The following is an 11,917-nucleotide window of genomic DNA, read 5'->3' on the forward strand; positions in this document are numbered from 1 at the left end:
CCTACCGGCTTTTGGTAAGAAGAGGGTGGTGCGGAAGAGGTGGCCGTTAAAATTGACGTCTCAGGGCTAAACCTTTTTTACCGCGACTTTCAGGCCTTGAAAAACATAAACTTAAAAATAATGGCCAACCAGATAACGGCGCTCATCGGGCCTTCCGGCTGCGGCAAGTCCACCTTCCTGCGCACCTTGAACCGCATGAACGACCTCATCGAGGGGGTACGCGTGGAGGGAAAGGTGCTGCTGGACGGGCAGGACATCTACGCCCCCGACGTCGACGTGGTTGGTTTGCGCAAGAGGGTGGGCATGGTCTTCCAGCGCCCCAACCCCTTTCCCATGTCCGTTTACGACAACGTGGCCTACGGGCCGCGCATCCACGGTATAAAGAACCGGCGCCGGCTGGACGAAATTGTGGAAAAAAGCCTGCGGGATGCCGCCCTCTGGGACGAGGTGCGCGACCGCCTTTTCAAGTCGGCGCTAGGGCTCTCCGGAGGGCAGCAGCAGCGCCTGTGCATTGCCCGCCTGCTGGCGGTGGAGCCGGAAGTGCTCCTCATGGACGAACCGAGTTCGGCCCTGGACCCCATCTCCACCTTAAAGATCGAGGAGCTGATAAGGGAGCTGAAAAAGAAGTACACCATTGTAATCGTCACCCACAACATGCAGCAGGCGGCGCGGGTTTCCGACATCACGGCCTTTTTTTTAAACGGCGAAGTGGTGGAGTGGGGGAGCACGGAGGAAATCTTCACCCGGCCCAAGGACCGCCGCACGGAGGACTACATCACGGGGCGCTTTGGGTAATTTGGAGGGATAAACGGATGAGTCCCCGTTACGCCTTTGAAAAGTCCCTGGCGGAGCTGCAACAGGACATCCTGCGCATGGCCAGCCTGGTGGAGCAGGCCATCTACGAGGCCGTGGAGTCCCTTATGAAGCAGGACGTCACGGGGGCGGCGCAGGTGATCATGGGCGACGAGATGATCGACAACCTCTACCTGGAGATCGAGGACAAGTGCGTCAAGCTGATTGCCACGCAGCAGCCTATGGCCCGGGACCTCAGGGTGGCCATTACCGGGATTAAAATTTGCCTCAGCCTGGAGCGCATGGCCGACCACGCGGTGGACATCGCCCGCGCCACCATGTGCTTGAGCGGCCAGCCCTTTACGGTGAAGTGCCTGGAGTATATACCCCAGATGGGACGCCTAGCCCGGCAGATGGTCAAGGAGGGCCTGGACGCCTACGTGAACAGCGACGTGCAAAAGGCGCGGGAGATGTGCGCCCTGGACGACGAAGTGGACTACCTTTTCGCCAGGATGTTTAGGGAACTGGTCGGCAACATGGAGGAGGACCCCAGGACCGTGGTACAGGCCGCCTACTTGCTGTACGTGAGCCGCTACCTGGAGCGCATTGCCGACCACGCCACGAACATTGGGGAGGCCGTCATCTACCTGGTCACCGGGGAGCGCCGCGAGCTAAATTAATCGGCGGCGCAGGATTTGAGCGGCGCCCTGTCGAATTAAACAGGCTAACCCGTGGTGTTGGCGGGGGTCGGTCATCCTGCAGAGGAGGGTAGTGAAAAGGTACGCCCGCAGGGTCCTCCTGGCTGCCGCTTTTCTTTTTCTGCTGGCGGGCCTGGGGTTTAAGGTGCGCGCCTGGGCGGTGCCCCGCCTCGTCAAGGCGGACTGGCTGGCCGATGGCAGGGTGCCTGTAACCGTGCCGGTTAACGCGTGGCTGTTGAAAGAGGAGCAGCTTCTCCCGTCGCCCGAAAGGGGGCAGGTGAGGCTGCTGGTCCGCCACGGGGAGCGGGTGCGGGCCGGCGCGCCGGTGGCGGAAATCCTGCCCGCCGGCGGGGAGGGCACCCGCAAAGCGGTCGTCTATGCCCCCCGGGCGGGGGTCTTCTGTGCCTCCACGGACGGCCTGGAGGAGGTCCTGCGGCGGGAAAACCCCCTGGACTTAAGGGCCGTGGAAAAGCTGGGGTTCAAAAATGCCGCCGTGGAGACGGGTAGCGTGGTGGAAAAAAACCAGCCGGTGGGAAAGCTGGTGGACAACCTGGCCGGCGTGTGGTGCTGGTTTCCCAGGCCCCAGGACGAAAGGGCGGCGGGCAGGCTGGCCGCCGGCCAGTGGGTGGGCCTCCTCTGGGAAGGGGAGGAGCTGCGCGCCAGGGTGGAAAAGGCGGCGCAGGGAGAAGTGCTCCTGTACCTGCCCCACATGCCGGCGGAGCTTGTGCCCGAGCGCCGGGTTAAGCTGGACCTGGTGTGCGGGGAGCTAAAGGGCTTCCTCGTGCCCCCCCGGGCCGTGGTGGAAAGAAACGGCCAACCGGGGATATATGTGATTTTAGACCGCCGGGCCACCTGGGTTCCGGTGCAGGTCCTGGGTACGGCGCGTGAGGGGGCGGTGGTGACCGGCGCGGGCCTTTCCCCGCTGACCCGGTACGTCACCAGCCCGGCCTGGGTGCGGGAGGGGGACAGGCTGGAATGAAGGTGGACGTGCAAGCAAACCTGCGGCTGGTGCTTGAGCGCGTGGCCGCCGCAGCCGCCAGATCCGGGCGCCGGCCCGAGGAGGTTAAGCTGGTGGCCGTGACCAAAAACGTACCCGTGGAGGTGATGCGGGAGGCCCTGGCCGCCGGGGTGAAGGCCTTTGGGGAAAACAGGGCGCAGGAACTGGCCGCCAAGTACCCCCTGTTTCCCCCGGAGGTGGAGTGGCACTTCATCGGCCACCTGCAGACCAACAAGGTGAAGCAGGTTATCGACAGGGCCTGCCTCATCCACTCCCTGGACAGCTGGCGCCTGGCCCTGGAGATAAGCAAGAGGGCAAGAGAAAAGGGAAAGACGGTGCCGGTGCTGGTACAGGTCAACATTTCCGGGGAGAAGAGCAAGTACGGCCTGGCGGCAGGTGAAGTGAAGGATTTCCTTGTGGAGGTGAGCGCCCTTCCCGGCATAGCGGTGCGCGGCCTCATGACCATTGCCCCGCTGGTCGAGGACCCCGAGGAGGCGCGGCCTGTTTTCCGCGAGCTTTCCCGCCTGGCCGCGCGCCTGCGCGCCGAGCTGCCGGCAGTGAACCTCGAATACCTTTCCATGGGCATGAGCAACGACTACACCGTGGCCGTGGAGGAGGGCGCCAACATCATCCGCGTGGGGAGTGCCATTTTCGGGCCGCGGGAAAATTAAGGAGGGGTGAACATGCCCAAGAAGCTGGTGGACAAGGTGCTTGGCTTTATGGGTTTTGAGGAAGAGCCCCAGGAAGAAGAAAAGGACCGCTTCTGGGAAGAGGAGGAAGTCGTGCCGCAGCTCAAGCGGCGGGGGCAAGTGGTGAGCCTGCACGCGCAGCGGCAGGTGAAAGTGATCGTGGCCGAGCCCAGGGTTTTTGACGACGTGCAGAGCATTGCCGAGCACCTCAAAAACCGGCGCCCGGTCATCGTCAACCTGGAGCAGGTGGACAGCGAGCTTGCCAGGAGGGTGGTGGATTTCGTCAGCGGCGCTACATACGCCTTAAACGGCAGCATGCAGAAGGTGGGGAGCGGGATTTTCCTCTTCGTCCCCAGCAACGTGGATATAGCCGGCGACATCAAGGATAAGGACCGCGGCCTTTTTTTAAAGACGGATTAACGATCTTGCGGGAGGGATTGGCCGTTGCCGCTGGAAGGATTAAAGATCGGCTGCATCGGTGGGGGGGCCATGGCCGAGGCCCTGCTGCGGGGGCTGGTGAGCGGGGGCATACCACCCGGCAACCTTTACGCCAGCGATACCCGCAGGGAGCGCCTGGACTACCTGCGCCGGGAGCTGGGCATTAACACCCTGCCCTCCAACAGGGACCTGGCCAAAAGCACAGACGTGGTCATCCTGGCCGTAAAACCCCAGGTCATGGGCGAGGTGCTAAAAGAAATCGGGGAGCTCTTTCACCCTGCACAGACGGTTATTTCCATTGCCGCCGGCATCCCCATTGAATTCATTGAGGAGCACATCCCCGCACCGGTGCCGGTGATCAGGGTGATGCCCAACACACCCTGCCTCTTGCGCGCGGGGGCCAGCGCCCTCTGCGTCGGTAAGCACGCCACGGCGCGGGACCAGGAGCGGGCCATGGCCATTTTCTCCGCCGTGGGGCGGGCGGTAATGGTGCCCGAAGAGCTCATGGACGCCGTCACGGGCCTGAGCGGGAGCGGCCCGGCCTACATGTACGTGATCCTGGAGGCCCTGGCCGATGCCGGCGTACGCGTGGGGTTGCCCCGGGACGTGGCCCTCGTTTTGAGCGCCCAGACCATGCTGGGGGCGGCGCGCATGGTGCTGGAAACCGGTGAGCACCCCGGCAGGCTGAAGAACATGGTCACCACCCCCGGCGGGACGGCCATTGCCGGCATCTACGCTCTGGAAGAGGGGGGGCTCAGAGTCACCCTCATGCGGGCCGTGGAGGAGGCCACCCGGCGCTCAAAGGAGTTATCGGCAAAAGTAAAGGGATAAGGAGAAGGCAATGAGCATCGAACGCGTGGTTAACGTCGCCTTTCAGGTATACGACTGGCTTATCTTTATCCGCATCATCCTCTCATTTGTGCGCCACAACCCCTATAACCCCCTGATCCGTTTCATCTACGAGACGACGGAGCCGGTGCTGGGCTTTTTCCGCCGCTTCATCCCCCCGGTGGGGATGCTGGACTTTTCGCCCCTGGTGGCCTTTTTCGCCCTGGAAATACTGCGCCAGCTGATCTTAAGCCTGCTCAGGGCGGTGGGTATATGATCCCGGACAGGGAAGCCTTCCTTTCCCGCGCCAGGACGGACGAAGAGCGGGAGGCGCTGGCGCGCGCCTACGACCTGCTGCTGGAGGTTGTCCGGTCACGCAGGCCCCGCGTCGGCGATTTTTACGACCCCTTCCTGGCGGGCCGCGTCCTGGCCGCCCTGGAAAAGGTGCCGGGGGTAGCCGCGCGGCCCGACGGCGGCCACGCCGAGGCGGAGAGGGTGAGGGTTCTCGTTTTCCCCGCCGGCGTGGAGCCCCGCGCGGAGGACTGGCAGCTGGGCTTTCTGGCCGTGGAGGGCCGGTGGGAGGGCTTGACCCACCGGGACTTCCTGGGGGCGCTTTTGGGCCTAGGGCTGCGGCGGGAAAAGGTGGGCGACATCTACCTGCACGAGGGCCGGGCGCAAATCGTGCTCAGCGCAGAACTTCTGCCGGCGGTCGCCTCCCAGCTTTCGCGGGTGGGGCGCTTCCCGGTGAAGGTTACCCCCATTTCCCGGGAGGAGCTTTGTCCCCCGCCCCCGCAAATTAAAGAGGTGCGGGCCGCCGTGGCCTCCTTGAGGCTGGACGCGGTGGCCGCGGCGGGGTTCGGGGTTTCGCGCAGCCGCATGGCCAGGGAGATTACCGCCGGGCGGGTGGCTGTCAACTGGCGGCTCTGTCAGGACGCCTCGCGCCACGTCAAAGAAGGGGACGTCATCTCCGCCCGGGGCCGCGGGCGAGTAAAAGTGTTTGCCGTGGGGGGTACCACCAGGAGCGGGCGCACCTCCGTCATCCTGCACCGCTACGTTTAAAGTAAAGAGGGGTGACCGGCTTGCTCTCTGTGGAGGAAAGGGAGGGCGCGGTGGTCTTTAAGGTGCGGGTGCAGCCGCGGGCCTCGAGGAACGAGCTAGCCGGGACTTACGGGGACGCTTTGCGCCTGCGCATTGCTGCGCCGCCGGTGGAGGGGCAGGCCAACGAGGCCTGCTGCGCGTTCCTGGCGCGCCTTCTGGGCGTGCCCAGGGGAAAGGTGGCCGTCGTCGGCGGCCACACCTCCCGCACCAAGCTGGTGCGGGTGGAGGGGGTTACCGCGCAACAGGTCCTCTCTTTGCTGGGGCGCGCATAGTGTGGTATAATGAATAGCGTTGTGGAAAGCGAGAGAGCCTGTGAACGGGAGGAGTAGCCGGCTGCCCCTGTCGCAGAGAGCCCGGGGGGCTGGGATCCGGGTACAGGAGGCCGGCCAAGATCGCCCGGGAGGCCCCTGCCGAACGGTGTCTTGCGGGCACCCAGTAGGCCAGGGCGGCAGCCGCCGTTACCGGCCAAGAGGGGACAGGTGTTGCCGCACCTGTCTATAAGGGTGGTACCGCGGGAAGGAATCCCGTCCCTTAACGGGCGGGTTTTTTTATTTCGAGTTTGCCGAGGTGGAGAGGAGATGGACTACAGCCAGACCTTAAATCTTCCCCGCACCGCATTCCCCATGCGGGCCAACCTCCCCCAGCGGGAGCCGGAAATCTTAAAGTTCTGGGAGGAAATAGACATTTACCGGCTGGTGCAGCGGAAAAACGCCGGGCGCCCCAAGTTCATTTTGCACGACGGCCCGCCATACGCCAACGGGCACATCCACCTGGGCACCGCCTTAAACAAAATCCTCAAGGACATCATCGTCAAGTACCACTCCATGGCCGGCTTTGACGCCCCCTTTGTGCCCGGCTGGGACACCCACGGGCTACCAATCGAGCAGCAGGCCATCAAGGAGCTGGGCTTAAACCGCCACGCCGTTAACGCCTTGGAGTTCCGCCGCCGCTGCAAGGAGTACGCCCTGAAGTTCGTAGACATCCAGCGGGAGGAATTCAAGCGCCTGGGGGTGAGGGGAGACTGGGAAAACCCTTATCTAACCCTCATGCCCGCCTTTGAGGCCGTGCAGATCGGCGTCTTCGGAGAGATGGCCCGCCGAGGCTACATCTACAAGGGCCTCAAGCCCGTCTACTGGTGCCCCACCTGCGAGACGGCCCTGGCCGAGGCCGAGGTGGAGTACCACGACAAGAAGTCGCCCTCCATTTACGTCCTCTTCACCGTAAAGGACGGCAGGGGGGTGCTACCCGAGGGCGCCCACGTGGTCATCTGGACCACCACCCCCTGGACGCTCATTGCCAACCTGGCCGTCTGCCTGCACCCGGAGTTCACCTACGTCCTGGCGGGCACCGGCATGGGGGACCTGCTGGTGGCCAGGGAGCTGTGGCCCTCCTTTGCCCAGGCCGTGGGGCTGGCGGAGTGGGCCGTTAAAGGGGAGTTTACCGGGCGCGACCTGGAGGGGGTGTTGCTCTCCCACCCCTTCTTCCCCCGTGACTCGCTGCTCATTTTGGGCGAGCACGTGACCCTGGAGGCGGGCACGGGCTGCGTGCATACCGCGCCGGGCCACGGCCACGAGGACTACCAGGTGGGCCTGCGCTACAACCTTCCCGCCTTTTCCCCGGTGGACGGCAAGGGCCGCTTCACCGCCGAGGCCGGGCCCTTTGCCGGTTTGCGCTACGACGAGGCCAACCCCCGCATCATCGAGGAACTGCGCCGGGGGAACAAGCTGGCCAAGGCCGGCACCATCACCCACCAGTACCCCCACTGCTGGCGCTGCAAGAACCCCGTCATCTTCCGCGCCACGGAGCAGTGGTTTGCCTCCGTGGACGGCTTTAGGCAGCAGGCCCTGGAGGCCATCAGGCAGGTGCGCTGGATCCCGGCCTGGGGCGAGGAGCGCATCTACAACATGGTGGCCACCCGCGAGGACTGGTGCATATCCCGCCAGCGCACCTGGGGCGTGCCCATCCCCATCTTTTACTGCCGTGGCTGCGCAAAGCCCGTGATCACCGGCGAGACCATTGCCCACCTGCAGGAGCTTTTCGCCCGGCACGGCTCCGACGTGTGGTTTGAGCGCGAGGCCAAGGATTTGCTCCCGCCGGGCTTTGCCTGCCCTGCTTGCGGCCACGGGGAGTTTGACAAGGAAAGCGACATCATGGACGTGTGGTTCGACAGCGGGTCCTCGCACCTGGGCGTCCTGGAGCAGCCGCAGCTGTGGCCGGAGCTGCGCTGGCCGGCGGACCTTTACCTCGAGGGCAGCGACCAACACCGGGGCTGGTTCCACAGCTCGCTCCTCACCTCCGTGGCCGTGCGGGGCGTGCCGCCCTACCGCGCCGTACTCACCCACGGCTTCGTGGTCGACGAGCAGGGCCGCAAGATGAGCAAGTCCCTGGGCAACGTGGTGGACCCCCTGGAAGTGTGCCGGCGCCTGGGCGCGGACATCCTGCGCCTCTGGGTGAGCTCCACCGACTACCGGGGGGACATGGCCGTCTCGGAAAACATTTTAAAGCAGCTGGCGGAGGCCTACCGCAAGATACGCAACACCTGCCGCTTCCTCCTGGGTAATTTGTACGACTTCGACCCCGCCTCTGACCAGGTGCCTTATGAAAAGCTGCCGGAGATCGACCGCTGGGCGCTCCTGCGCCTGCACCGGGTCATCGAGCGGGTGCTGGCCGCCTACCGCAACTACGAGTTCCACGTGGTCTACCACACCATCCACCACTTCTGCACGGTGGACATGAGCGCCCTCTACCTGGACATGATCAAGGACCGCCTCTACACCTCCCCGGCGGCATCGCCGGAGAGGCGCGCGGCCCAGACCGTACTCTACCAGGTCCTGCACGCCCTCGTGCGCCTGCTGGCCCCCGTGCTGGCCTTCACCACCGAGGAGATCTGGCGCTATACCCCCAAGGAAAAGGACGCGCCGGTCAGCGTGCAGCTCACGGAAATGCCGCAGGTCAACGAGGCCTATCTGGACCCAGACCTGGAGGCCAGGTGGAAGAGGCTTTTGGCCGTGCGGGGTGTGGTTAACCGCGCGCTAGAGGCGGCGCGCAAAGCGGACCTCATCGGCAACTCCCTTGAGGCGGCGGTGGTGCTGCACGCGCGGGGCGAGCTTTACGACTTTTTGCGGCAGGCCTTTGACCTGCCCACGGTGTTTATCGTCTCGGCGGTAGAGCTGTATGAATGGGCGGGCCAGGAGCCGCCGCCGGGAAGCATGATCCACGAGGAGATGCCCGAGCTGGCGGTGGCAGTGAAGCGGGCGCCCGGGGAAAAATGCGCGCGCTGCTGGATGTACCACCCGGAGGTGGGGAGAGACGAGGCGCATCCCGCGCTTTGCCCCCGCTGCAGCCGCGTGGTGCGCCAAATGGGGCTGTAAAAATGAAAGAGCCCTTCTCATATACGAGAAGGGCTCTTTTTGTAGAGCCGGCAGCGACCTTCGCTCCGGCCACTGCGCATACCTGCATAGCCCGCGGCAACCTTTCGGCTGCCGCAGACCATTACGGCACCCGCAATGACCTTTGCTTGACCAGTTACAGGTACCTGAGGAGCCAGATGCAATCTCTCGACCGCACCTGACCCCGCTATTTTTGCCTGTTGCAAAAATATTTCCGGCACCTGCAATGATCTTAGCTCGACCGGCGTGGCATCCCTTGCGACCCGGCAGCAATCCTTCGGACTGCTGCCAAGCCTGCCGGAACACCAGGCGGTCTTCCCGCCGGCCGATGCCGAGCCCGCAGACCCGGCATCGACCTTTGGCCGACTGCTGCAGAGCCTACCATTTTAGACCCTGCAGCAGTCTTGGCTCGGCCACTGCCGACCCTTGCGTTTATATTATTGACCCCGGCAACGCAGGGATATACGCCAGAGCATTATGGTAATTTATGGCAATATACTGACGGCACCGTGGAAGGGGTACGCCGGGCTGCCGGGCTCCAAAATAAAATTTTGGCTCCGAAAGGCTTGATCTTTTAAGGGTGATGCATACAATGATGTACACATTGACTTCCTCACCCAGGGTTAAAACCTGGGGATTCCTTCAGGCGGCTCGCGCCGCCATCCGGCTACCGCTCGCCGCATACAGCGTACCGGCGGCAGATTCGAAGCGGCTCACCCACCGGTGGCGGTCCCACCGGAGGGCGAGCGGCTTCAGGGGCGTGGCCTCCGCCCCGTGCCCCTTCGAGGAGCCCCAAAGCAGTATGTTGAGCGCCGCGTTGGCGTCGGCGTGCCAGAAGCAGCCGCAGCTTTCGCACACCACCTTATACCTGGCGGGACGCTTGACGGGGGAACCGCAGACGGCACACCCGGAAGAGGTGCCGCGCGGCTCCACGGGCACTACCCGTATCCCGGCCCGCGTACAGGCGGCCTCGATGAGGTTTCTCAGCTGTCTCACGGCCCAGAAGTTGTGCACCAGGAGGTTCTTCGGCCCGAAGTCCATGTCCTCCCGGATGCCCGTCAGATCTTCGATGAACAGGGTGGTCACGCGGTGCTGGGACAACGTGCGTGCGATTTCTGCGGCAAGGGCGACGAAGGCGTGTTTGAGCCTGCGGGCGCGAACCTGGTAGAGCTTCCTCAACTGCCGGGAGGTTTTACGCCCGACCCGGGCAAGCCTGGACTGCTCTTCTGCTATCTGCTTCGTCCAGTACAGGAAGTCCTTCCAGACTTCGCGGCCAGAGGAGAGGATTTGGCGGTCCAGGCCTTCGACGGCCAGAGCAGCCAGCACCCTGGCGCCGAGGTCCAAAGCGGCGTATTTCTCGGGCCGGATTTTTCTCACCGCCTCCGGCACTTCCACCACCTGGTGGGCGTACCAGCGCTTCTTCACCCGGTCGTACCTGAGTTCCAGGGTTTTGGGGGTACCGTGGAAGCGCAAGACACCCTTTGTGCGCAGGACCAGGCGGCCTCCATGCTTTTCCCGGAGATCCCGCGGTAGTGTGAGGGAGAGGGTGCGGGAGTTCAACGTGTAGGACGTGGGCGCCTTGACGGGGATGACGCAAAACGTGCGCTTTCCCGTCCGGCGGTCTTTCCAGAAGCGGGGTATGCGCGGCGGCCCCTCCAGTTCGCCTTTCCGGTACAGCCGCAGGCAAGCAAAGAAGGAGTCCCACGCCTTCCTCGCTTTCTTGATGACCTCCTGCCCTATGTGAGCGGGCAGGGCACGATACGCCGGGTGCTCCTTGAACTCGGAGCACAGAGCCGCATATGAAGGCACGGGTTCTCCTTTAAAGAAGGCCTGCCTGCACCTGTACTGGACGGCATTCCAGAGGGCAGCGCAGCGGTCTCCGATGGTTTCGAGCACTTGCCTTTGTTGCTTACCGGGCAAAACCCGGACAACGTTTGTTCGCCTCATGCTTCCATTTTAGCACACCCGCCTACCGTAGTCGATCCCAGGCTTAAAAGCCGGGGCCTTCAGCGGCGGACTTTCTGGTAAAAAAGGAGACCGGGAAACTGTCGCAAAACCCCGCCCACCAGGCAATTGAAACTGTAGTTGGCCACATTGAGCAAGGTTTCACCGCCGTTTACGACGCCGACCTGACCAAATGTTTTGATACCATTCCTCATCAGGTGGTCATGGACGATCTGGCTGAGCGCATAGCCGACGGGAAAGTCTTAAAGCTCATCAAGGGCTGGCTTACCGCCCCGGTGGTGGAACCGGGTGGTCCCTGGCAAGGGGTGAGGAACCGGGTAGGCACTCCCCAGGGAGGAGTAATTTCACCCCTTCTGGCCAACATTGTACTCAACAGGCTGGACCAGGCCTGGCACCGTCCCGGTGGCCCGCGGGAGAAATACAATGCCCGGCTGGTACGTTACGCCGACGACTTTGTCATTCTGGCCCGGTATATCGGCCAGCCCATCAGGGGTGAAGTGGCACGCATCCTTGCCTCCTTGGGCCTGAGCCTAAACGAGGAAAAGACCAGGATACTTAACCTGGGGACAGGCGACACTCTAAAAATTTTCTTGGCTACAGCATCAGGCTAACACGCAGCGGCAATAGGGTTACCCTGAAGCCCAGTAATAAAGCCTGCGCCCGCCTGCGGGAGCGCATCCGGGAAATCGTCTCCCGGCAGAAGTTGCACCACGCCCAACTTTGACACCAAAGGCCCTTTAAGAGCCCTATTAAAAGCCCGGAACCCAGAAAAATCAAGGGGCTAAGCTCTAAAAATTTAATTTTTGTTGTGCCACGTATTCCAATATATGTTTTGCATCATTGCCGAATGTGTGCTAATATGGTTGTGCTATGTATATCAGAACCAAAACCTTCACCAACAGGGACGGCTCAAAAAGAACATACATTCAAATCGTCAAAGGTGTGCGGGAAAACGGTAAAGTACGCCAGAAAGTGGTCGCCAACCTTGGGCGCTTGGAAGAGCTCCAGAAAAAAGGGGGCATT

At 63.0% G+C, this 11,917-nt stretch carries 12 protein-coding genes and 1 other annotated feature; of the genes, 11 read left to right on the plus strand and 1 reads right to left on the minus strand.

Features of this window, described 5'->3' with window-relative positions:
- Positions 1-39: 39 nt before the first annotated feature.
- The 10 genes from pstB to ileS all read left to right on the plus strand — a co-directional run bounded on the left by pstB (position 40) and on the right by ileS (position 8,911).
- Positions 40-795, plus strand: a complete 756-nt coding sequence (pstB, locus tag G454_RS0102650) for a phosphate ABC transporter ATP-binding protein PstB (protein WP_027717352.1) — start codon at positions 40-42, stop codon at positions 793-795.
- A gap of 17 nt (positions 796-812) precedes the next feature.
- Positions 813-1,472 carry a phosphate signaling complex protein PhoU gene (phoU, locus tag G454_RS0102655; protein WP_027717353.1) on the plus strand — a complete coding sequence of 220 codons (660 nt, stop codon included), beginning with the start codon at positions 813-815 and terminating at the stop codon, positions 1,470-1,472.
- A 91-nt stretch (positions 1,473-1,563) separates the two neighbouring features.
- A complete protein-coding gene (locus G454_RS0102660) occupies positions 1,564-2,469 on the plus strand; it encodes an HlyD family efflux transporter periplasmic adaptor subunit (RefSeq protein WP_027717354.1) in 906 nt (301 codons plus the stop codon).
- Complete coding sequence (locus G454_RS0102665; RefSeq protein WP_156896623.1) at positions 2,466-3,158, plus strand: YggS family pyridoxal phosphate-dependent enzyme; 693 nt, start codon at positions 2,466-2,468, stop codon at positions 3,156-3,158. The genes G454_RS0102660 and G454_RS0102665 overlap by 4 nt, the downstream gene beginning before the upstream one ends.
- Before the next feature lie 12 nt (positions 3,159-3,170).
- On the plus strand, positions 3,171-3,596 hold the full coding sequence (locus tag G454_RS0102670) for a cell division protein SepF (RefSeq protein WP_035106615.1): 426 nt from the start codon (positions 3,171-3,173) through the stop codon (positions 3,594-3,596).
- Positions 3,597-3,620: 24 nt separating this feature from the next.
- Positions 3,621-4,445: a pyrroline-5-carboxylate reductase gene (proC, locus tag G454_RS0102675; RefSeq protein ID WP_027717357.1), complete on the plus strand. Its 825-nt coding sequence runs from the start codon at positions 3,621-3,623 to the stop codon at positions 4,443-4,445.
- A 10-nt stretch (positions 4,446-4,455) separates the two neighbouring features.
- Positions 4,456-4,719 carry a YggT family protein gene (locus G454_RS0102680; RefSeq protein WP_027717358.1) on the plus strand — a complete coding sequence of 88 codons (264 nt, stop codon included), beginning with the start codon at positions 4,456-4,458 and terminating at the stop codon, positions 4,717-4,719.
- A complete protein-coding gene (locus tag G454_RS0102685) occupies positions 4,716-5,501 on the plus strand; it encodes a YlmH family RNA-binding protein (protein WP_027717359.1) in 786 nt (261 codons plus the stop codon). Before G454_RS0102680 ends, G454_RS0102685 begins: the two co-directional genes overlap by 4 nt.
- Positions 5,502-5,512: 11 nt before the next feature.
- Positions 5,513-5,812 (plus strand): DUF167 domain-containing protein, encoded by a 300-nt coding sequence (locus tag G454_RS0102690; protein ID WP_211229913.1) that lies wholly within the window; start codon positions 5,513-5,515, stop codon positions 5,810-5,812.
- A gap of 31 nt (positions 5,813-5,843) precedes the next feature.
- Positions 5,844-6,075, plus strand: a binding site (T-box leader).
- Positions 6,076-6,118: 43 nt separating this feature from the next.
- The gene (gene ileS / locus G454_RS0102695) at positions 6,119-8,911 is read left to right on the plus strand and encodes an isoleucine--tRNA ligase (RefSeq protein WP_027717361.1); all 2,793 of its coding nucleotides are present in this window, start codon (positions 6,119-6,121) and stop codon (positions 8,909-8,911) included.
- A gap of 660 nt (positions 8,912-9,571) precedes the next feature.
- Here ileS and G454_RS0102700 read toward each other — a convergent pair.
- A complete protein-coding gene (locus G454_RS0102700; protein ID WP_245574288.1) occupies positions 9,572-10,849 on the minus strand; it encodes an RNA-guided endonuclease InsQ/TnpB family protein in 1,278 nt (425 codons plus the stop codon).
- 230 nt (positions 10,850-11,079) lie between these two features.
- Here G454_RS0102700 and G454_RS20760 point away from each other — a divergent pair, with 230 nt between their 5' ends.
- Positions 11,080-11,505, plus strand: coding sequence for a reverse transcriptase domain-containing protein (locus G454_RS20760; RefSeq protein WP_483782829.1), 426 nt, complete (start codon positions 11,080-11,082; stop codon positions 11,503-11,505).
- Positions 11,506-11,917: the final 412 nt, after the last annotated feature.

Source organism: Desulfovirgula thermocuniculi DSM 16036 (genome assembly GCF_000429345.1).
Taxonomy (GTDB): domain Bacteria; phylum Bacillota; class Desulfotomaculia; order Desulfotomaculales; family Desulfovirgulaceae; genus Desulfovirgula; species Desulfovirgula thermocuniculi.

Excerpts from the sequence above, each read along its gene's own strand:
- G454_RS0102670 (WP_035106615.1), top strand. The coding sequence starts at position 3,171 with ATGCCCAAGAAGCTGGTGGACAAGGTGCTTGGCTTTATGGGTTTTGAG.
- G454_RS0102680 (WP_027717358.1), top strand. The coding sequence starts at position 4,456 with ATGAGCATCGAACGCGTGGTTAACGTCGCCTTTCAGGTATACGACTGG.
- ileS (WP_027717361.1), top strand. The coding sequence starts at position 6,119 with ATGGACTACAGCCAGACCTTAAATCTTCCCCGCACCGCATTCCCCATG.
- G454_RS0102665 (WP_156896623.1), top strand. The coding sequence starts at position 2,466 with ATGAAGGTGGACGTGCAAGCAAACCTGCGGCTGGTGCTTGAGCGCGTG.
- G454_RS0102685 (WP_027717359.1), top strand. The coding sequence starts at position 4,716 with ATGATCCCGGACAGGGAAGCCTTCCTTTCCCGCGCCAGGACGGACGAA.
- phoU (WP_027717353.1), top strand. The coding sequence starts at position 813 with ATGAGTCCCCGTTACGCCTTTGAAAAGTCCCTGGCGGAGCTGCAACAG.